The sequence below is a fragment of the Acidovorax sp. Root217 genome, assembly GCF_001428645.1.
Classification (GTDB): Bacteria; Pseudomonadota; Gammaproteobacteria; order Burkholderiales; family Burkholderiaceae_C; genus Acidovorax.
Genome location: NZ_LMIH01000016.1, coordinates 240,127 through 261,408 on the forward strand (window position 1 = coordinate 240,127; position 21,282 = coordinate 261,408).

A 21,282-nucleotide genomic window follows, 5' to 3' on the forward strand; every position below is an offset into this window, starting at 1 on the left:
CCCCAGGCATCGGGCTGGCTGCCGTCCAGATCCGTGAAGCCATAGACCCGCGCCAGCTGCCCGCTGGAGAGGGATTGCCCATTCCAGCGCGCCACCTGCGGGTCCTGCGCCAGCGCCACCACGGCCCGGCCCACGTAGGCCGGGCTTTCGGCCACCGCGAAGCCGGGCACGCGCGCCACCGCATCGCGCCAGTGGGCCTCGGTGACGCCAAAGGCCTCCAGCATCGCTTCGGAACGCATCCAGCCGGGCGACAGCGACACGCCGGTGGCGCCATGGGGCCCGAGTTCGTGCCCCAGCGCAAAACCCATGCGCAGCACGGCAGCCTTGGCGATGTCGTAGAAGAACGAGTTGCGGTAGCGCATGCCGTTGTACTCGGCCGTGCCGTCGTTGACCTCTACCACCAGGCCACCCGGCGCCTTGAGCAGCAAGGGGATGGCAAAGTGGCTGGTGATGGCATGCGTGTCCACCGCCAGGCGCAGGGTGCGCAGGCCGTAGTCCAGGTCGGACTCCCATACGGTCTTGTTCCATTCGATGTGCGTGGCGCCGAAGATATCGTTCACCAGCAGATGCAGCGCACCCAGCTCGCGTTCGATGCGGGCCACCAGGGCGCGCACTTCCTCCTGCACCAGGTGGTCCACGCGCACGGCGATGCCCTGGCCGCCGGCCTGGTCCACGAGGGCTGCGGTTTCCTCGATGGTCTCGGGCCGGTCCATCTCCGAACGCTGCGCGCCCGAGGAGCGGCCGGTCACGTAGACGGTGGCCCCGGCGGCGCCGAGTTGCACGGCGATGCCGCGGCCGGCCCCCCGGGTGGCTCCGGCCACGAGGGCCACTTTTCCCTTCAGGGATGCTGGCGCTTGATTCATGCGGTCAATCCTTGGTTCTCTTGATGGACCACCACGGTACAGAGGCCCGGCGCTCAGGTCTTGGAAGAAAGCGAAGCGCCGCGCTGCAGAAACTCGTTGGGCGACAGTCCACAAAGCGCCCGGAACTCGTTGGCCAGGTGCGCCTGGTCGTAGAAGCCGCCATCGGCGGCCAGCGCGGCCCAAGGCGGCGCCACTGGAGCTCCGCGCAGCACGCGCAGGCAGGCGTGCAGGCGAGCAAGCCGGCTCCAGGCCTTGGGCGACATGCCCACCTCGGCACGGAAGATCTGCTGCAGGCGCCGCTCGCCCATGCCGAAGGCCTGGGCCACGTCTCGGGGGCGCAGGCGGCCTGCAGATTCGGCCATCAGCATGGCGGCCTGTGCCGCACAAGGGTTGGCAGGCCGAGTGCTCCGCACCAGGCGCTGCTCCAGCGCGGCCCGCAGCAGGGCAATGCGCGCCTGGTCGTCGCGCTGCCCGGCCATGCGCTCGCGCAGTTCGGCAAAGGCCCCGCCCCACAAGGCATCCAGCGGCACCGCCCTGCCCTGCAGCTCCCATGCAGGCACGCCCAACAAGGCCGATGCGGCGCCAGGGCGCAGCGCCACCGACACACTGTGCATGCTGCTGCGGCGCCAGCGCAGCAGCACGGGCGCGGTGGCGGCGCCCAGGGCGACGCTGCCCTGGCGCTCACTCGCCGGCCCGGCCAGCGTGCTATCGCCCAGGTGAATCACCAGGCGCACGGCCCCGTCGGGCAGCACACGCTCGGCCACCTCGGCGTCGCCAACAAAGGTCTCGCGGTACAGCAGGATCTGGGAGACATGGGCACCCAGTTGCTTGCCCACCTGAAAGGCGCGCAGCGTGTCGGCGGGCACCGTGGTTTCCGGCCCGTGCGAGGGGTCGCCATCGAGGCGGAGAAAGAGGCGCTCGATCATGGGATGCTGTAGATGGCTCCATCCTAATCCACTGCCTGTACCGGCAGGCGCCCGCGCGTTCCGCTACAGCAGCACGATGTCGTACTGCTCCTGCCCCATCGCACTTTCCGACTGCAGCGAGATCGGCTTGCCGATGAAGTCCGACAGACCCGCCAGGTGCTGGCTTTCCTCGTCGAGGAACAGCTCCACCACGCGCGCCGAGGCGACCACGCGGAACTCGCGCGGGTTGAACTGGCGTGCTTCGCGCAGGATCTCGCGCAGGATGTCGTAGCACACGCTGCGCGCCGTCTTCACGCTGCCCTTGCCCTGGCAGGCGTCGCAGGGCTCGCACAGCATGTGGGCCAGGGATTCGCGGGTGCGCTTGCGCGTCATCTCCACCAGGCCCAGCTGCGAGAAGCCGCCCGCCATGGTCTTCACGCGGTCGCGCCCGAGCTGTTTCTTGAACTCGGAGAGCACGGCCTCCTGGTGGCCGCCCTGCACCATGTCGATGAAGTCCACGATGATGATGCCGCCCAGGTTGCGCAGGCGCAGCTGGCGGGCAATGGCCTGGGCGGCCTCCAGGTTGGTCTTGAAGATGGTGTCGTCGAAATTGCGCGCGCCCACGTAGCCGCCGGTGTTCACGTCGATGGTGGTGAGCGCCTCGGTCTGGTCCACGATGAGGTAGCCGCCCGATTTGAGGTCCACGCGCCGGCCCAGGGCCTTGGCCACCTCTTCGTCGATGGAGTACAGGTCGAAGATGGGCCGCTCGCCCTTGTAGTGCTGCAGCTTGGGCGCCGCGGCCGGCATGAACTCCTGCCCGAAGGCGCGCAGGCGCTGGTACTGCTCGAGCGAATCGAGGCGAATGGTCTGCGTGTGGTCGCCCACCAGGTCGCGCAGCACGCGCTGCAGCAGATCCAGGTCCTGGTGCAGCAGCGACATGGGCGGCAGCCGCAGCGATGCCTCCTTGATGCGCGCCCAGGTCTTGCGCAGGTAGGCGATGTCCTCGGCCAGCTCGGCATCGGTCGAGTCCTCGCCATTGGTGCGCAGGATGAAGCCGCCGCCACCGCCCGTGGCCTTGTCGCCCACCATGGCCTGCAGGCGGGCACGCAAGGCATCACGCTCAGCCGAGGGGATCTTCTGCGACACGCCGACATGGTCGTCCTGCGGCAAGAAGACCAGCAGGCGCCCGGCAATGCTGATCTGCGTGGACAGGCGCGCACCCTTGGTGCCGATGGGGTCCTTGATGACCTGCACCATCAGCGACTGGCCCTCGAACACCTGCTTTTCGATGGGCACCTGCGGCTCGCCCTTGCGCGCGAACGCGGGTGGTTCGCCATCGGGCTGGCGCTGCCAGACATCGGCCACGTGCAGAAAGGCGGCGCGCTCCAGGCCGATGTCGATGAAGGCCGACTGCATGCCCGGCAGCACGCGCGAGACCTTGCCCAGGTAGACGTTGCCCACCAGGCCGCGCTCCAGCGTGCGTTCGATGTGCAGCTCCTGCACGGCGCCGTGCTCCACGATGGCGACGCGTGTCTCCTGCGGCGACCAGTTGATGAGGATGTCTTGTTGCATGGTCGTCAACGCTTGTTGTTCTTCAAACAGGGAATCCGGCGGCGCGCAGCAGCTGCGCCGTCTCGTACATGGGCAGGCCCATGATGCCCGAATAGCTGCCGCTCAGTTGCGGAATGAAGGCCGCCGCGCGGCCCTGCACACCATAGGCACCGGCCTTGCCCAGGGGTTCGCCGGTGTTCACGTAGTCATCGACCTGCTGCGGCGTGAGTGCTGCGAAGGTGACGCGCGAGACCGACAGCGCCGCCACGCGCCGCGTGCCCATCTGCAGCGCCACGGCCGTGAGCACACGGTGTGTGCGGCCGGCCAGCTCGGTCAGCATGCGCCCGGCATGTGCGGCATCGTCAGGCTTGCCGTAGATGGCGCGGCCCAGTGCCACCGTGGTGTCGGAGCACAGGATGGGCGCCTCGGGCAGGCCCCGGCGTGCGCGGCGCGCCATGGCGGCATCGAGCTTGAGGCCGGTGACGCGCTGCACGTAGGCGGTCGGCACCTCGCCAGGGTGGACTTCCTCGATGGCCTCGGCATCCTCGCCCATGTCGCCGTCCACATTGGGCACCAGCAGTTCATGGCGCACGCCCAACTGGTCGAGCAGCTGGCGGCGGCGGGGGCTTTGGGAGGCGAGGTAGATGAAGTCCGGCATGGTGGATGAAGGATAACCAAGAACGCGCAGTAGAACCGCGAATTCCTATCATCCCTTGCTACGCAATCGGTAGCAAATCACGCCCGGGACATCATTCCCGATGGTAGGGGTGGCCCGCATTCACGGACCAGGCGCGGTAAAGCTGTTCGATGAGCAGCACGCGCACCATGGCGTGCGGCAGGGTCAGGTCGGACAGGCGGATGCGCTCATGCGCCGCCTGGCGAAAGGCCGGGTCGAGCCCGTCGGGCCCGCCGATGACCAGTGCCACGTCGTCGCCGCCCAGCTGCCAGCCCTTGAGCCGCTCGGCCAGGGCCTTGGTGGTGAGGTTGGTGCCACGCTCGTCGAGCGCGACCACGCGGGTGCCCCGGGGAATGGCGGCCTCGATGCGTTCACGCTCGGCGGCATACAGCGTCTCGATCGTCTTGGAGCCGCGCGGCTCGGTCTTCACCGCCTTGAGCTCGACCTTGATCTCGAACGGGAAGCGCTTGGCATAGTCCTCGTAGGCGGTCTGCGCCCAGTCGGGCACACGCTGGCCCACGGCCACGATCAGCAGTTTCATGGCAATTCAGGCGCCAGGAGATTGTTGCGGGAGGCGGGCCGAAGCCCCCCTCCATCGCCTCACTTGCGGCCGGGCGCCCTCTTGGCTGGGGCCTTGGCCGCTGGCCGTGCACCACCGCGCGACGCCGGCTTGGCAGCCTCGGCATTGGCCTTGCTGCGCGGCACCGATGGCTTGACCACGATGGTCTTGATCGGTGCCTTGGTGGCGGCCGGCTTCTTGGCTGCTGGACTGGTCTTCGCTGCGGTCTTGCCTGGTGCGGCCTTGGCGGCAGCGCCGGACTTTGCGGGGGCACGGCTCGGTGCCTTCGCGGGGGGCTTGGCTGCCGGCTTGGCCGCAGCTGGTGCGGGCCTGGCTGCCGACCTGGCGGCGGGGCGCGTTGCCGACTTGGCAGGTGCTGCAGCCTTCTTGGCCGCAGGGCGGGCCGAGGTACCGCTCTTGGCTGCCGACTTGGCATCGGACTTGGCGGCCTTCTGGGCCGACTTCTTCTCGGCCAGCTCGGTGGCGGCCGACGATGCCGGCTTGGCCGCGCCCAGCTTCAGGCGCACGGGGATCTCGCCCCACAGCTCTTCCAGGCGGTAGTACTGGCGGATGGCGGGCTGCATGATGTGCGCCACGGCGGCGCCGCAGTCCACGATGATCCATTCGCCGTTGTCTTCGCCTTCGATGCGCGGCTTGGAAAAGCCGGCTTCCTTCACCGCATCACGCACGCTGGCGGCCAGCGCCTTGGTCTGGCGGTTGGAGGTACCGGATGCCACGATGACCCGTTCAAACAGCGGCGAGAGATGCTCGGTGTTGAAGACCTGGATGTCTTGCGCCTTGACGTCTTCCAGGCCATCGACGATGGCGCGCTGGAGTTTGGTGACGTCTTTCTTGGCGGCGGTTTCCGATTTGGTGGATGTGGTCATCAGGCGGTGATTTATGAGGAATGGAATCAATATAGCGCGCAACGGGGCGTGCAGCCAGTGGGCTGGGCCTTGGGTGTTGCGCGGTGGCGCTCAGGCGATAAAGGGCGTTGGAGCCCTTCGCTGCTGGCGCCAAAAGCGCGTGCAGCTATTGAAATTATAGCTTTTTGCAGACAACGGTCGTTTCAGACGGTATCTGCAAGCCAGTCACGCCGCACCAGGAAGCGCTCTGTCAGCGCCGCTTCGGCCGAATCGGCGCCCTCCTGGCGCTGGTACGACCACGACACCAACGGCGGCATGGACAGCAGGATGGACTCGGTGCGACCGCCCGATTGCAGGCCGAAATGGGTGCCCCGGTCCCACACCAGGTTGAACTCCACATAACGGCCCCGGCGGTACAGCTGAAATTCACGCTCGCGCTCGCCGTGGGGCATGCCCTGGCGCTTCTCGACGATGGGCAGGTAGGCGGACAGGAAGGCATCGCCCACCGATTGCGTCATGGCCAGGCTCTGCTCGAAGCCCAGCTCGGAGAAGTCGTCGAAGAACACGCCGCCCACGCCGCGCTGCTCACTGCGGTGCTTGAGAAAGAAGTACTCGTCGCACCACTGCTTGAAGCGCGGGTACTTGTCGTCGCCAAAGGGCTGCAGCGCTTCGCGGCAGCTGCGGTGAAAGTGCACCGCATCGTCCTCGAAGCCGTAGTACGGCGTGAGGTCCATGCCGCCGCCGAACCAGCAGGTCGGCGCCTGTCCGGGGTGGCCCGCAGCGATCATGCGCACATTCATGTGCACCGTGGGCACATAGGGGTTGCGCGGGTGGAACACCAACGACACGCCCATGGCCTCGAACGGCGCACCCGCCAACTCGGGCCGGTGCTGCGTGGCCGATGGCGGCAAGAGCGGCCCTCGCACATGCGAGAAGCCGCAGCCTGCGCGCTCGAACACGCGCCCGCCTTCGAGGATGCGCGTCACGCCATCGCCCTGCAGCGCCTCGCCGGGCGCCTTGTGCCAGGCATCGGCCAGAAAGCGGGCCCCGCCCTCGCCCTCCACGGCCTCCAGGGCTTCGGTGATGCGCAGCTGCAGCCCCTGCAGGTAGCTGCGCACGCGCTCCACCGTGGCGGCGGTGTTCAGGGAGTCAACCGACATCAGCCTTTGAGGGCGCGAAAGCCGATGTCACGGCGGTATTGCGCGCCGTCGAAGTGGATGTTGCGCGCCACGTCATATGCGCGCTGCTGTGCCTGCTTGACGCTGTCGGCCAGCACCGTCACGCACAGCACGCGGCCGCCCGTGACGCTGACCACGCCGTCCTTCAGGGCCGTGCCCGCATGGAAGGCCACGGCGTCGTCCGCATCGGCCAGCAGGCCGGTGATGGTGTCGCCCTTGCGCGGGTTCTCGGGGTAGCCGTGGGCGGCCATCACCACGCCCAGCGCGGTGCGGCGGTCCCACTGCAGCTCGATCTGGTCGAGCTTGCCGTCCACGCCGGCACCCAGCACGTCGGCCAGGTCGCTTTTCAGGCGCATCAGAATGGGCTGCGTCTCAGGGTCGCCCATGCGGCAGTTGAATTCGAGCGTCTTGGGATGGCCCTTGGCGTCGATCATCAGGCCTGCGTAGAGAAAGCCGGTGTAGGGAATGCCGTCCTTTTCCATGCCACGGATGGTGGGCAGGATGATCTCGCGCATGGCGCGGGCGTGCACATCGGCCGTGACCACGGGCGCGGGCGAATACGCACCCATGCCGCCGGTGTTGGGGCCTTCGTCGCCGTCCTTCAGGCGCTTGTGGTCCTGGCTGGTAGCCAGGGCCAGCACGTTCTTGCCGTCGCACAGAACGATGAAGGAGGCTTCCTCGCCTTCGAGGAAGGCTTCGATCACCACGCGGGCGCCCCCCTCGTTGTGGGTCACGCCGTACTTGTTGTCCACCAGCATGAAGTCCACGGCATCGTGCGCCTCTTTCAGCGTCATGGCCACGACCACGCCCTTGCCGGCCGCCAGGCCGTCGGCCTTGATGACGATGGGCGCCCCCAGGCGGTCCACGAAGGCATGGGCCGCCACCGGGTCGGTGAAGGTGTCGTAGTCTGCCGTGGGAATGCCGTGGCGGCGCATGAAGGCCTTGGAGAAGGCCTTGGAGCTTTCGAGCTGTGCGGCCGCCTGCGTGGGGCCGAACACGCGCAGACCATGCGCACGGAATTCGTCGACCACGCCAGCGGCCAGCGGCGCCTCGGGGCCCACCACGCTAAGGCTGATCTTCTCGGCCTGAGCCCAGATGCGCAGCTCGCGCACGTCGGTGATGGCCACGTTCTCCAGCTTGGAGTTCAGGGCCGTGCCGCCGTTGCCGGGCGCCACGAACACCTTGGTGACCTTGGGAGACTGGCTGAGCTTCCAGGCCATTGCGTGTTCACGGCCGCCGCCACCAATTACAAGAACCTTCATACCAGCCTATTAGAACCTGTCTGCAACCGGCCAAACGGCTGTTACAGGGACAGTGTTGTGAATTCAATCGTGGCAGCGTTTCAGAGCGCAGCGTTGTGGTAGATCTCCTGGGCATCGTCCAGGTCTTCCAGGATGTCGAGCAATTTTTGCATTCGCACGGCGTCTTCGCCCTCCAGCTCGATGGTGTTTTCAGCGCGCATGGTGACCTCGGACACCTCGGGCGTCAGGCCTGCGGCCTCCAGGGCGTTCTTCACGGCCTCGAAATCGGCCGGCGCGGTCAGCACCTCGATGGCGCCGTCCCCATCGGTCAGCACATCCTCGGCGCCAGCGTCGAGCGCCACTTCCATGACCTTGTCCTCATCGGTGCCCGGCGCAAAGATCAGCTGGCCGCAGTGCTTGAACTGGAACACCACCGAACCCTCGGTGCCCATGCTGCCACCGTGCTTGCTGAAGGCGTGGCGCACCTCGGCCACCGTGCGCACGCGGTTGTCGGTCATGGTGTCGATCATGATGGCCACGCCACCGATGCCATAACCTTCGTAGCGGATTTCCTCGTAGGTCAGGCCTTCGGCGTTGCCGGTGGCCTTGTCGATGTTGTACTTGATGCGGTCGGCCGGCATGTTGGCCGCCTTGGCCTTGTCCACCGCCAGGCGCAGGCGGGGGTTGGCAGACAGATCCCCGCCGCCCGAACGGGCCGCCACGGTGATTTCGCGAATGATGCGGGTCCAGATCTTGCCGCGTTTTTCATCCTGCCGCCCCTTGCGGTGCTGGATATTCGCCCATTTACTGTGTCCTGCCACGGGAAGTCCTTTTTGTATTGATGGAGTCTGTTGGGGTGATTTTACTTTTCGGCAATGGCCGTCGGCCGCTTGTCGGGCAGGGTTTGCCGAAACACCTTGTGAGTCGTACGCCGACCATCCCTCCGGATGACCGCCAGGGCCACCTTCGAGCCGGCTTTTCCCTTGAGACGCAGGAGGACCTGGTGTACCGGCATTCCCTGGGTGGAAATGCCGTCCACCGCAGCGATCCTGTCGCCTGGGCGGATACCGGACAGGTCCGCGGGATAGCCGGCGATGACCTCCTGGACCAGGGCATGCCCGCTTGGCGGCTGCGGCGCCAGCTGCAGCCCCACCCCCGCGCCGGAGCCCACCGGAAGGCACCGAAGCGATGCGTCCGAACGCCGGGGACCATCTGGCAACGACAGTCCCAGGGGAGCCCACGCAGCGCCGGGGGCGGCAGCCTGCTGCGCAACCGGTTCCTCGGGCCTTGCCACCACGCAGCCCCCCAGGCTCCGGTAGTCAGCCCGTCCCGGGAACCGGCGCAAAGCCGCCGCCTCATCAGGCGAGAGATCCCAAAGCTCATAGGCACGCAAGCGCAAACCCGCTTGGCGCAACTGATCCAGGTGAGGGTCCAGCCAGACCGGATCCCACCCGGCGCATTTGCCGAGCGCAGCCCTCATCGGGCTTTCACCGGTATCGAAGCGGGTGCGGGCCAGGGGCAACCCGGCCTTCGCGGCCGCGGCCACCAAAGACGCATCACAACCGAGCACCACCGAGGCCAGAATTGCCTGCCGGCCCTCGCGGGTGATCCGGGGTCCCGCCTTGCCGGCCCAGATCGCCCTCACCCAGTCGGGCCGGTTCAGCGAACCCAGCAACGCATGAACGAGGATCTCGGCATTCTTCGGATCGATGATGCTGCGATCATGCCGCAGCACATCGGGCACCCAGTCTCCGGTTCGGTATTCGTCTTTCAGCCCCCGGTACAGTGCCCCTCTAGCGCCCACATCGCCATAACGCCCTCGGTAGGCAACAAGAATCTGGCGGCGCAGCGAAGATGCCTGGGTGGGAAGCTCCTGCATCAGCCGCACGACGTCGCTGCCAGCACGGTAGCGCCCGGCATCCACGGACGCCACCCGCTGGGCCAGGGGCATCTGCCCCAGAGCGGCCAGATCCAGCACCAGTTGCACGCTTTCTCCAGGCGGCACCCGGGACAGATGCAAATCGACCCAGGCCTCCAGGGGCCGCCCTGCCAACATGGAGGCACAAGGCTTGGGATCCGCCCCTTCCCAGACATTGCGGCAGCGATGCTGCGCCTGATCACCCAACAATGTGTCCGGCTCCTTCCCAAGCTTCGCGGTCAGCCACCAGCCAGACCGGAGCAGTTCCTCCAGAACGCTGCCGAATTGGCCACGCTCCACGGCCCGCCATACGGATTTGGCATGGGCATGCGCCTGAGAAGGCACGGCAGCACCCAGCCCGCGCAACGCCCAGTACATCGTGTCCCCTCGCCTGGGTCTGTCCACATGCGCTCCGAGCATGAGCGCCCATTCCACCGCAGACAGCCCTGCAGGCCCGCGCTCGTTCAGATCAGCGCCAACCGCCGCAAGTTGCCGAACGGTTGCCAGGTCGTCGGCAATGACCGCCTGGTTGAGCCGGGTCTCCCGCGGGTATTCCAGCAACGGAAACACTGCGATGGACCCGTGGTCCATGTACTCCACGGAACGCGGAATGCTTACCCCCCCGTCTGAAGCTGCCCACGTCGCACCGTGGTCGTGCGAGCGGAAGACACGGCCCGATGCCCAGGCCATGAGCAATATCCTCGAATCGCTCGGATGCGGCGCAATCACGCGCGGTGACCAGCTGGAGGGAAGGCCGGCCCCGCCGATGCGCGACCAGGTCGCACCGAAGTCGAAGCTGTGCAACTGGATACTGGACGGAACCGACGAGAAGCCGCCTATCGCGCAGCTAGCGACCAGGTAGGCAGCGTCGGCAGGTGACTGAACGGGCCTGCAGTGTCTACCCATGGCATCCGGGTGGGGGCCTTGCTCCCAAGGCAGTTGACTCCTGGATTCGCCCGTTGGGGAAGGAGGCCCCGGCCGCCAGATGCCCTCTGCAGACCTCAGCCACCAGCCCTGGCGGGATGCAACGGCCACTCGGTCTCCCGACAGGGCCTCCATGGCCCACAGCTCCTGGCCTTCTGGAAATCCTGTCGACTGCCAGACCTTGCCATCCTCCGATCGCCAGACCTGCGCCGATGAATGCACATAGAACGCCTCCTGCGTGGCAGCCAGGTTCACCCTGAACAGCGCAAGCCCCAGATCGGGGCCGGCTTCCCACGATGCCCCCGCGTTCTGCGTAGTCCAGAGCTTGCCCATTCCATAGGCAAGCCACACACCAGGCGACGATGGGTGCATGAGCAACCTGGGATAAGTCAGGCCCTCGCCCCCCCGCGACCTTGGCACGATGCGCTTGTGTGACCATGTCTCGCCCCCATCGAGGGACTCCAGATAGTCGCCAGACCCCGGAGAAGAGCTACGCGGCACGGAGACGACCCGCCCGGGGTTGTGCGGATCAGTCACCACGCCTCCGACCTCCAGGGGCGTCTTCAACCCCACCCACGAGACTCCGCCATCGGTCGACTTGAAAACTCCATCCCCTGCGGCAAAGACAATATCGGGGTTTGATACTACATAGGCAATGCTGTCCAGGCGCGGCCCCTGGTGCCCAGTCTGGCCTGCTGCGGCCACACCGGCGGCAAGACAGACGCTCGCGACGAGCATGCCCGCCCATTTTTGCCGCACGGCATGAAAAAGCCGTCCGCATCTCCGCTTGCAGATCGCCATCAAGCAACTCCCCCTCTTTTGTCCTCTATGCTATCGAATCAGTACACACAACGATGCGGGAACCGACCATGGCCGAACCACTCCTGATTGCCAAGCACGGCACCACCGAATGCCACCTGCTCCCGAGCCTGGCCAACCGCCACGGGCTGATCACCGGGGCCACGGGCACCGGCAAGACGGTGACGCTGCAGACGCTGGCCGAGAATTTCTCGCGCATTGGCGTGCCGGTGTTCATGGCCGACGTCAAGGGCGACCTCACCGGGGCCAGCCAGCCCGGCAAGATCGGCGAGAAGCTGGCCGCCACGCTCAAGGAGCGGGGGCTGGACCTGCCCGCCCCCCTGGCCTGCCCGACCACGCTGTGGGACGTGTTCGGCGAGCAGGGCCACCCGGTGCGCGCCACGGTGTCGGACATGGGGCCGCTGCTGCTGGGGCGCATGCTCAACCTCAATGAAACGCAATTGGGCGTGCTCAACCTCGTGTTCAAGATCGCCGACGACAACGGCATGCTGCTGCTGGACCTCAAGGACCTGCGCGCCATGCTGCAGTATGTGGGCGACAACGGCAAGGAATTCACGACCGAGTACGGCAACGTGAGTGCGGCCAGTGTGGGCGCCATCCAGCGCGGGCTGCTGCAGATCGAGCAGCAGGGCGGCACGCAGTTCTTCGGCGAGCCCATGCTCAACATCCAGGACTTCATGCAGACGGTGGACGGCCAGGGCGTGGTCAACATCCTGGCGGCCGACAAGCTCATGAATTCGCCGCGCCTGTACGCCACCTTCCTTTTGTGGATGCTGTCCGAGCTGTTCGAGCAGTTGCCCGAAATCGGCGACCCGGACCAGCCCAAGCTGGTGTTCTTCTTCGACGAGGCCCACCTCTTGTTCAACGAGGCTCCCAAGGTGCTGGTGGAGCGCATCGAACTGGTGGTGCGCCTGGTGCGCTCCAAGGGCGTGGGCGTGTACTTCGTGACGCAGAACCCCCTCGATATCCCCGACACGGTGCTGGCCCAGTTGGGCAACCGCGTGCAGCATGCGCTGCGCGCTTTCACCCCACGCGACCAGAAGGCCGTGAAGGCCACGGCCACCACCATGCGGCAAAAGCCGGGCCTGGATATCGAGACCGCCATCACCGAGTTGGCCGTAGGCGAAGCGCTGATCAGTTTTCTCGACGCCAAGGGCCGCCCCAGCGTGACCGAGCGCGTCTTTGTGCTGCCCCCGGGCAGCCAGCTGGGCCCCATCACGCCGCAGCAGCGCCAGGCGCTGATGGCCAGCTCGCTCGTGGCCGGCGTGTACGAGAAGGTGGTGGACCGCGAGTCTGCCTACGAAAAGCTCAAGGGCCGCACCGCCGACGCCACGGCACAGGCACCTGCCGGCAAGGGCAATGGAGGCGTGGCAACACCCGCTGAGGAAGGCGGCGGACTGCTGGGCGGCCTGAACGACGTGCTGTTCGGCTCCACCGGCCCGCGCGGTGGCAAGCGCGACGGCTTGGCGCAGACCATGGCCAAGTCGGCCGTGCGCACCATGGGCACCTCGCTGGGCAAGGAAATCCTGCGTGGCGTGCTGGGCAGCGTCTTCGGTGGAAGGAAGCGGTGAGCGCACTCTAAAAATAGTCACATCAGCCCCTCGAAAAAGAGGTAAAACCCCGGAAAACAGACACATAACAAAGGGGGAAACCGATGGGCAAGATCGACAGGCTGCTGGTGCGCTACGGAGGCAACGTGGTGCAACTGGCCATCACGGTATGGGCACTGGCCCTAGTGGCCGCCTTTGCAGGCTTGCTGCGGCCCAATTGGCGCTGGGCCATCTACCTGGTGTGCACGGTGGCGGTCACCGCCATCGTCGTGCAGTGGACACGCACGGTGCGCGAGCGCTACATCCGCGAGGCGCGCCTGCCCGCGTATCTGAAGCGCAAGCTGCGCGAAACCTACCCGCACCTGAGCCAGAAGGACTGCGAGCTCGTGGAGCGCGGGCTGCGCCAGTTCTTCATGGCCTGCATGCGCAGCCGCAAGCAATTCGTGGCCATGCCGTCCAAGGCCGTGGATGCTCTCTGGCACGATTTCATTCTGCACACACAGGCCTACAAGACCTGGTGCCACAACGCGCTGGGCTTCTTTTTGCACCACACCCCTGCCGAGGCCCTGGGCGCCAAGGCCAGGAACAACGATGGCCTGCGCCGCGCCTGGTTCTGGGCCTGCAAGGACGAAGCCATCAACCCCAAGGCCCCCAGCCGGCTGCCGCTGCTGTTTGCGCTGGACGCCAAGATGGCGATTGCCGGCGGCTTCACCTACCTGCCCGACTGCAGCAACATTTTGGCCAAGAACGCCGCAGGCGGCGATGGCAGCGGCACCTACTGCGGCACCAGCTTTGCCGATGGCAGCCACAGCGGCAGCTCGGATGATTTCGGCGGGGCCGACAGTTCCAGCAGCAGCAGCGACAGCTCCAGCGACGGCGGGAGCGATGGGGGCAGTTGCGGCGGTGGTGGCTGCGGCGGTGGTGGGGGCGACTGAGAATGCCATGACGGAAAACTGACGGCGCCTGCCGGCCGGATAACCGTTGCCGACCACGGCAATAACCACACCCCTACAATGGACAGCTTCTGAACTTCAAGGGGGCCGTGTGTCCCCTGTCTATGGAAATCGCAATACTGTTCGCCCTCATCCTTTTGAATGGGCTGTTCGCCATGTCAGAGATCGCTCTGGTCACTGCACGCAAGGCCCGGCTGCAAAAGATGATTGATGAGGGCGATAGCGGTGCAGCCGCCGCCGTGAAACTGGGAGAAGACCCCACCCGCTTCCTCTCCACCATCCAGATCGGCATCACGTCGATCGGCGTGCTCAACGGTATCGTGGGCGAGGCCGCCCTGGCGGCCCCGCTGGCAGCCTGGCTGGCATCGCTGGGTGTACCCCCTCCCTACGGCGGCTACGCCGCCACCGGCCTGGTGGTGGTGCTGATCACCTACTTCTCCATCGTCGTGGGCGAACTGGTGCCCAAGCGCATCGGCCAGTCGCACCCCGAAACCTTTGCGCGCCTGGTCTCGCGGCCCATCAACTTCCTGGCGCTGGCGACCAAGCCTTTCGTCATCCTGCTGTCCACCTCCACGCGCACGCTGCTGCGCCTGCTCGGCGTGAAGGAAACCAGCGGCAGCCCGGTGACCGAGGAAGAGATCCACGCCATGCTGGTGGAGGGCACGACGGCCGGCGTGATCGAATCGCACGAGCACACCATGGTGCGCAACGTGTTCCGCCTGGACGACCGCCAGATCGGCTCGCTCATGGTGCCGCGCGGCGACGTGGTCTGCCTGGACCTGGACCTGAGCTTCGAGGAGAACCTGAAACTCATAGAGGAGTCGGACCACGCCCGCTTCCCGGTGGTGCGTGGCGGCATGGACAACATCCGCGGCGTGCTCAATGCGCGCCAGTGGCTCTCGCGCACCATCCGCGACAAGGCGCACAGCCTCTCCGACCAGCCGCTGCAGACGGCACTGTACGTGCCCGAGACCATCACCGGCATGGAGCTGCTGGACAACTTCCGCCTGTCGGACGTGCACATGGCCTTCGTGATCGACGAGTACGGCGAGGTGCAGGGCATCGTCACGCTGCAAGACCTGATCGAGGCCATTACCGGCGAGTTCCAGCCGCGCGACCCCGAGACCTCGTGGGCGCTGCAGCGCGAGGATGGCAGCTGGCTGCTGGACGGCCACATCCCCGTGCCCGAGCTCAAGGACCGGCTGAACCTAGACGCCGTGCCCGAGGAAGAGCGCGGCCGCTACCACACCCTGAGCGGCATGATCATGCTGCTGACCGGCCGCCTGCCCAAGGTGACCGACACCGTGGAGTGGGAAGGCTGGAAGCTCGAAGTGGTGGACATGGACGGCAAGACCATCGACAAGATCCTGGCCAGCCGCCTGCCCGTGCCCGAACTGGCCAACGCCACGGAAACCACGGACGGCTGAGCCCCGCCCCCGCCCCCGCCTGCCCCATCTGCCACGGGGCGGGCTCGGGCAAAACCCGCGCAGAGTCACCCACGCGACGATGGCGGCGCGGGCGTGCCGCCTACAGTGTTCGCCCATGAACACTGCCGCTCCCACCCTCACCTGCTTTTCCCTGACCACCACCGGCCATGTGGCCCACCTGGTGATGAACCGGCCCGAGGCCATGAACACCATGCACCCGACGTTCTGGCGCGAGCTGGACGCGGTGCTGGTGCACCTGCACCAGGCCGGCGAGGCGCGCGCGCTGGTCATCAGCAGCACCGGCAGGCATTTCAGCGCGGGCATGGCGCTCGAGACCTTCGGCGGCGCCATCACCATGGACGACCAGAGCCCCGAAGGCCGCGCCGCCATCTTCGACCTACTGACCGACATGCAGCACACCTTCACCCGCCTGGAAAACCTGCGCATCCCGGTGATCATGGCCATCCACGGCGGCTGCATCGGCGGCGCGGTGGACATGGTGACGGCGGCCTGCATCCGCTATGCAACTGCTGACGCATTCTTCTGCATCCAGGAGATCAACATCGGCATGGTGGCCGACGTGGGCACCCTGCAGCGCCTGCCCAAGCTGGTGCCCATGGGCGTGGTCAAGGAGCTGGCCTACACCGGCCGGCGCATGCCCGCACAGAAGGCACTGGGCTACGGCCTGGTCAACGAGGTCTTCGACACACAGGAGGCCATGCTGGCGGCCGCGCTGCAGTGCGCCCAGGAGATCGCCAGCAAGCCGCCCGTGGCCATCTGGGGCACCAAGCAGGCCGTGAACTATGCGCGCGACCACTCGGTGGAAGACAGCCTGCGCCAGATGGGCTGGCTGCAGGGCGCCATCTGGAGCAACCGGCATGTGCAGGAATCGGTCGCGGCCATGAAGCAAAAGCGCGCGGGCGACTTCCCTGCCCTCACCCCGCTGCAGCGGTTTTCAGAGCTGGGGTAGGACCTGCCTCAGCTGCGCTCGCTGCGCGCCATGTGGTGCTCCAGCCGGCGCAGCAAGGTGGTCAGCGCCAGCGTCATGCACCAGTAGGCCAGCGAGATGGCCAGGTACGGCTCCCAGTAGCGCGCATAGGCGCCGGCCACGGTGCGCGCGGCGTAGGCCATCTCGGCCAGCCCGATGGCCGACACCAGCGAGGTGTCCTTGAGCAGCGCGATCATGTTGTTGCCCAGCGGCGGCAGCATGCGCCGAAAGGCCTGGGGCAGCACCACGTAGCGCAGCACCTGCATGGGGGTCAGGCCCAGCGAGCGCCCCGCATCGGACTGGCCGCGCGAGATCGACTGGATGCCCGCGCGGAACACCTCCGAGATGTAGGCCGCCGAGTTCAGCGTGAGCGCTGCGATGCCCGAGATCAGCGCGCCATGCTCCTGCTTGAGCATGCGCGCCAGGTCGCCATCCACCAGCAGGCCCGACACCGGGTGGATGAACAGCGGCATCACCGCGAAATGCATGAGCAAAATCTGCACGAACAGCGGCGTACCGCGAAAAAAGCTCACGTACACGGTAGACGGCCAGCGCAGCAGAAAGCGGCACACCCAGCTCCATGGCGCATGGCGCGACTGCGCCAGCCGCGCCAGGGCCAGCACCAGGCCCCAGCTGCCGCCCAGCAGCACGCAGACCACCGTCATGCACAGGGTCATCCACGCGCCCTTGAAGAACAGCTCGCGGTATTCCACCAGGATGTCTGGCCGGAACCAGCCAAACCACAATTCGGGTTGATCCATGCGTCTCTCCTTCTACCCGGGGCGCGCAGCGCGGCAACCCTTCGTCAGAAAACAAAAAAGCGGCCGCATGGCGGCCGCTGCAAGTGACTCAATCGAAACCTGGCTCAGCGGCCTTTGTATTCTTTTGCGAACCACTTCTTGTAGATCTCGCCGTAGCTGCCATCGGCGCGCACGGCGGCCAGGCCGGCGTTGAGCTTGTCCTGCAAGGCCTTGTCGCCCTTCTTGACGACGATGCCGAAACCCTCTTCAGGGAAGGAAGGGTCTTCCACCGTCTTGAGCGCCGCATTCTGGCTCACGCGGTAGGCGATCACGCCGTTGTCGCCGATGGCCGCATCCACGCCGCCGCCGGCCAGCTCGGAGATGATGAGCGGCGTGCTCTCGAAGCGGCGGATGTTGGCGTTGGTCTTGCCGAACTCGCGCGAGGCCACGTCGTCGGCGGTGGAAGCATTCACCACCGCGATCTTCTTGCCGGTCAGGTCCTTGAGCGAGGCCACGGTGCTGCCCTTGGCCACGGCGATGAGCTGGTGCGCCGCGAAGTACGGGGCCGAGAAGTCGTAGCTCTGGCGGCGCTTGTCGTTGATGGTCACGCCCGAGATCACCAGGTCCACGTCGCCATTGTTGAGCGCCGCGAAGATGCCGCTCCAGGGCGTGTTCACGACCTTGATCTTGAAGTTCTGCTGTTTGGCGATGGCATTGATGATGTCAATGTCGAAGCCGACGATCTGCTTGTCCTTGTTCTCGAACGCGAACGGCGCATAGGTCGCGCTGGAGGCCACGGTGAGCTCGCGGGCCTGTGCCTGGGCGGCCAGGGAAACACCGAACGAGGCGGCCAGGCCGAGGCCCAGGGTGGCAATGCGTCGAGAAATGGACATGGTGGGCCTTGGGAAAGTCGCGAAAATGGGCAGTATATCCACGCCCCGCGCGTGCTGGCATCAATATTCATAGCGGCCTGCGCCCTGTTCTTGGGCCTTGCGCGGGCCCCGTGGACAAAAGTCAGGCAGTTTTATGATGGGTGGAATGTCAGAGCCCTTTCCGACCCGAAAGATTCCACCATGAGCAACGCCAGCCTCCCCCTGCCCACCTACGCGGATGTTGTTTCTGCCGCACAGCGGCTCGCTGGCGTGGCCCACCGCACGCATGTGCTGCGCTCCAACATGGCCGACGCGCTGCTGGGCACCCAGGTGTTCTTCAAATGCGAAAACCAGCAGCGCACGGGCTCGTTCAAGTTCCGCGGGGCGTACAACACCCTCTCGCACTTCACCGAGGCGCAACGCGAGCGCGGTGTGCTGGCCTTCTCGGCCGGCAACCATGCGCAGGCCATCGCCCTGTCGGCCCGGCTGCTGGACATGCCCGCCGTGATCGTGATGCCCGAGGACGCACCCACCGCCAAGATGGCCGCCACGCGCGAGTACGGCGCCCAGGTCGTCACCTACGACCGCTACACCGAGGACCGCGAAGCCATCAGCCAGCGGCTGGCCGAGGAGCGCGGCATGACGCTCGTGCCCCCCTTCGACCACCCGCATGTGATTGCCGGCCAGGGCACGGCCGCCAAGGAATTCCTGGAGGAGATGCCCGACCTCGACTACCTCTTCGTCTGCGTGGGCGGCGGCGGCCTGCTCGCGGGCAGCCTGCTGGCGGCCGAGGCCCTGGCCCCGAACTGCCGCGTGGTGGGTGTGGAGCCCGAGGCGGGCAACGACGGCCAGCAGTCCTTTCGCACCCGGCAACTGGTGCAGATCCCAACGCCCCACACCATTGCCGATGGCGCGCAGACAAGGTCGCTGGGGCAGATCACCTTTCCCATCATCCAGCGCCTGGCGGAAGACATCGTCACCGCCACCGACGAGCAACTGGTGGAGGCCCTGCGCTTCTTTGCCGAGCGCATGAAGCTGGTGGTCGAGCCCACGGGCGCCCTGGCCTTTGCAGGCGCACGGCATGGCAGCGTGGACGTGCATGGCGCGCGCGTGGGCATCCTCATCAGCGGGGGCAACGTGGACATGGCCCGATACGCCAGGTTTCTGGCAGACTAAGCGCGACCAAAAACAATCGAGCACAACGCCATGAGCACCTCCAGCAGCAACGTCACCGTCATCAAGCACCCCCTCGTCCAGCACAAGCTCACGCTGATGCGCAAGAAGGACGCCAGCACCAACAGCTTTCGCCGCCTGCTGGGCGAGCTGAGCACGCTCATGGCCTACGAGGTCACGCGCGACATGCCGCTGCAAGGCATCGAGATCGAGACCCCGCTGGAGACCATGACCGGCCAGGTGATCGATGGCAAGAAGCTGGTGCTGGTCTCCATCCTGCGCGCTGGCAATGGCTTCCTCGACGGCATGCTCAACGTGGTGCCTGGCGCCCGCGTGGGCCACATCGGCCTGTACCGCGACCCCGCCACGCTGCAGCCGGTGGAGTACTACTTCAAGATGCCGTCCGAGATGGACGAGCGCGACATCATCGTGGTCGACCCCATGCTGGCCACCGGCAACTCGGCCGCCGCCTGCGTCGACCGGCTCAAGAAGCTCAACCCGCGCTCCATCAAGTTCGTCTGCCTGCTGGCCGCCCCCGAGGGCGTGGCCACGCTGCAGAAGGCGCACCCGGACGTGCCGATCTTCACCGCCGCCATCGACCGCGAGCTCAACGACCACGGCTATATCCTGCCGGGCCTGGGCGATGCCGGCGACCGCATCTTTGGCACCAAATAAGAGCAGCCAACAAAACTCTTCTGGCGTAGTTGCGGAGCCTTGTCGTACTAACGTACTGCCTGCGGCCCAGCGCCTAGCCAGAACCGCTTCGCTGAGCTTTGTCAGCCGCTCTGGGCACGGGGCAAATCCTAGAGGCCGCCGCAGGAATGTTATCTCCGCAGCGGCTTTTTTGCGCCCCAAGCCGGTGCGAATTTTTACCAATTGGTGGCTTTCTTCTGGCAGACTCCATGCCAGCGCCTGCCAGCCATTGGCGCACTAATTGCTTGAGACAACGCCAGATCCGATCGCCCATCCTCCATCCGAAGAAGGAATCACCCCATGACCTCACGCCGCATCTTCACCGGCCACCTGTTCTCCACCTCCCTGGCACTGTCGGCCATGATCGGGCTGGCGCCCGGCGCGGCGATGGCGCAGGCCAAGACCAAGGTGGCGGCGATCTACACGGTGCCCTATGAGCAGCAGTGGGTGAGCCGCATCCACAAGGCGCTCAAGGCGGCCGAGGCGCGAGGCGAGATCGAATACAAGTCCAGCGAGAACGTGACCAACGCCGACTACGAGCGCGTGATGCGCGAGTACGCCACCGGCGGCAACCAGCTCATCGTGGGCGAGGCCTTCGCGGTAGAAGCTGCCGCCCGCAAGGTGGCCAAGGACTTCCCCAAGACCTCCTTCCTGCTCGGCTCCTCGGGCAAGCCGCAGGCACCCAACTTCAGCGTGTTCGACAACTACATCCAGGAGCCGGCCTACCTGTCGGGCATGGTGGCCGGCGGCATGACCAAGAGCAACAAGATCGGCATGGTCGGCGGCTTCCCCATCCCCGAGGTGAACCGGCTGATGCACGCCTTCATGGCCGGCGCCAAGGAAGTCAATCCCAAGGTGGAGTTCACCATCAGCTTCATCAACAGCTGGTTCGACCCACCCAAGGCCAAGGAAGCCACCTTCGCCATGATCGACAAGGGCGCCGACGTGCTCTACGCCGAGCGCTTCGGCGTGAGCGATGCCGCCAAGGAAAAAGGCAAACTGGCCATCGGCAACGTGATCAACACGCAGGACAAGTACCCCGACACGGTGGTCGCGTCGGCCCTGTGGCACATGGAGCCCAGCATCGACCGCGCGCTCAAGCTGGTCAAGGAAGGCAAGTTCACGCCCGAGGACTACGGCCCGTACTCGATGATGAAGCACAAGGGCTCCGAACTCGCGCCCCTGGGCACCTTCGAGAAGAAGGTACCGGCCGACATCGTGGCCAAGGTCAAGGCCAAGGAGGCCGACATCCTGGCAGGCAAGTTTTCCGTGAAGGTGGACGACAGCCAGCCCAAGTCCACGGCCAAGTAAGCTAGAGCGGCTAACAAAACTCTTCTGGCGTCGTTGCCGCGTCTTGTCGTACTACTCGTACTGCCTGCGACGCAG

General features: G+C 66.2%; 19 protein-coding genes. 7 read left to right on the forward strand and 12 right to left on the reverse strand.

What is annotated here, in order from left to right:
• From ASE31_RS17945 to ASE31_RS17990, 10 genes are all read right to left on the reverse strand, one after another.
• A partial coding sequence (locus tag ASE31_RS17945; RefSeq protein ID WP_057203273.1) for an SDR family oxidoreductase occupies positions 1-863 on the reverse strand: 863 nt, incomplete at its 3' end.
• Between the two features lie 53 nt (positions 864-916).
• A complete protein-coding gene (locus tag ASE31_RS17950; protein WP_057203172.1) occupies positions 917-1,789 on the reverse strand; it encodes a helix-turn-helix domain-containing protein in 873 nt (290 codons plus the stop codon).
• A 63-nt stretch (positions 1,790-1,852) separates the two neighbouring features.
• A complete protein-coding gene (gene rng, locus ASE31_RS17955; protein WP_057203173.1) occupies positions 1,853-3,340 on the reverse strand; it encodes a ribonuclease G in 1,488 nt (495 codons plus the stop codon).
• A 22-nt stretch (positions 3,341-3,362) separates the two neighbouring features.
• Positions 3,363-3,977 (reverse strand): nucleoside triphosphate pyrophosphatase, encoded by a 615-nt coding sequence (locus ASE31_RS17960; RefSeq protein ID WP_057203174.1) that lies wholly within the window; start codon positions 3,975-3,977, stop codon positions 3,363-3,365.
• Positions 3,978-4,068: 91 nt separating this feature from the next.
• Positions 4,069-4,536 (reverse strand): 23S rRNA (pseudouridine(1915)-N(3))-methyltransferase RlmH, encoded by a 468-nt coding sequence (gene rlmH, locus ASE31_RS17965; RefSeq protein ID WP_057203175.1) that lies wholly within the window; start codon positions 4,534-4,536, stop codon positions 4,069-4,071.
• A gap of 59 nt (positions 4,537-4,595) precedes the next feature.
• Positions 4,596-5,441 carry a ribosome silencing factor gene (gene rsfS, locus ASE31_RS17970; RefSeq protein WP_057203176.1) on the reverse strand — a complete coding sequence of 282 codons (846 nt, stop codon included), beginning with the start codon at positions 5,439-5,441 and terminating at the stop codon, positions 4,596-4,598.
• A gap of 182 nt (positions 5,442-5,623) precedes the next feature.
• A complete protein-coding gene (gene hemF, locus ASE31_RS17975) occupies positions 5,624-6,580 on the reverse strand; it encodes an oxygen-dependent coproporphyrinogen oxidase (RefSeq protein WP_057203177.1) in 957 nt (318 codons plus the stop codon).
• Entirely contained in the window at positions 6,580-7,860 is a 1,281-nt protein-coding gene (gene purD / locus ASE31_RS17980) for a phosphoribosylamine--glycine ligase (RefSeq protein WP_057203178.1), read from the reverse strand. The genes hemF and purD overlap by 1 nt, the downstream gene beginning before the upstream one ends.
• 80 nt (positions 7,861-7,940) lie before the next feature.
• On the reverse strand, positions 7,941-8,660 hold the full coding sequence (locus ASE31_RS17985) for a YebC/PmpR family DNA-binding transcriptional regulator (protein WP_057203179.1): 720 nt from the start codon (positions 8,658-8,660) through the stop codon (positions 7,941-7,943).
• A 41-nt stretch (positions 8,661-8,701) separates the two neighbouring features.
• Entirely contained in the window at positions 8,702-11,053 is a 2,352-nt protein-coding gene (locus ASE31_RS17990; protein WP_162261407.1) for a PDZ domain-containing protein, read from the reverse strand.
• A 497-nt stretch (positions 11,054-11,550) separates the two neighbouring features.
• Here ASE31_RS17990 and ASE31_RS17995 point away from each other — a divergent pair, with 497 nt between their 5' ends.
• From ASE31_RS17995 to ASE31_RS18010, 4 genes are all read left to right on the forward strand, one after another.
• Positions 11,551-13,071, forward strand: coding sequence for a helicase HerA-like C-terminal domain-containing protein (locus ASE31_RS17995; protein WP_057203181.1), 1,521 nt, complete (start codon positions 11,551-11,553; stop codon positions 13,069-13,071).
• 83 nt (positions 13,072-13,154) lie between these two features.
• The gene (locus ASE31_RS18000; protein ID WP_057203182.1) at positions 13,155-13,985 is read left to right on the forward strand and encodes a hypothetical protein; all 831 of its coding nucleotides are present in this window, start codon (positions 13,155-13,157) and stop codon (positions 13,983-13,985) included.
• 122 nt (positions 13,986-14,107) lie between these two features.
• Positions 14,108-15,430 (forward strand): hemolysin family protein, encoded by a 1,323-nt coding sequence (locus ASE31_RS18005; RefSeq protein WP_057203183.1) that lies wholly within the window; start codon positions 14,108-14,110, stop codon positions 15,428-15,430.
• A gap of 115 nt (positions 15,431-15,545) precedes the next feature.
• Positions 15,546-16,400 (forward strand): enoyl-CoA hydratase-related protein, encoded by an 855-nt coding sequence (locus tag ASE31_RS18010; RefSeq protein WP_057203184.1) that lies wholly within the window; start codon positions 15,546-15,548, stop codon positions 16,398-16,400.
• Positions 16,401-16,408: 8 nt separating this feature from the next.
• Here the strand turns inward: ASE31_RS18010 and ASE31_RS18015 are convergent, their stop codons facing one another.
• Positions 16,409-17,179: an amino acid ABC transporter permease gene (locus tag ASE31_RS18015; RefSeq protein WP_057203185.1), complete on the reverse strand. Its 771-nt coding sequence runs from the start codon at positions 17,177-17,179 to the stop codon at positions 16,409-16,411.
• A gap of 104 nt (positions 17,180-17,283) precedes the next feature.
• A complete protein-coding gene (locus ASE31_RS18020; RefSeq protein WP_057203186.1) occupies positions 17,284-18,051 on the reverse strand; it encodes a basic amino acid ABC transporter substrate-binding protein in 768 nt (255 codons plus the stop codon).
• Positions 18,052-18,231: 180 nt separating this feature from the next.
• On the opposite strand from ASE31_RS18020, the gene ASE31_RS18025 reads away from it, so the two are divergent.
• The 3 genes from ASE31_RS18025 (at position 18,232) to ASE31_RS18035 (ending at position 21,207) form a co-directional block, all read left to right on the forward strand.
• The gene (locus ASE31_RS18025; RefSeq protein WP_057203187.1) at positions 18,232-19,206 is read left to right on the forward strand and encodes a threo-3-hydroxy-L-aspartate ammonia-lyase; all 975 of its coding nucleotides are present in this window, start codon (positions 18,232-18,234) and stop codon (positions 19,204-19,206) included.
• Between the two features lie 30 nt (positions 19,207-19,236).
• Positions 19,237-19,878 carry a uracil phosphoribosyltransferase gene (gene upp, locus ASE31_RS18030; protein ID WP_057203188.1) on the forward strand — a complete coding sequence of 214 codons (642 nt, stop codon included), beginning with the start codon at positions 19,237-19,239 and terminating at the stop codon, positions 19,876-19,878.
• A gap of 318 nt (positions 19,879-20,196) precedes the next feature.
• A complete protein-coding gene (locus ASE31_RS18035; protein ID WP_057203189.1) occupies positions 20,197-21,207 on the forward strand; it encodes a BMP family protein in 1,011 nt (336 codons plus the stop codon).
• Positions 21,208-21,282 lie beyond the last annotated feature (75 nt).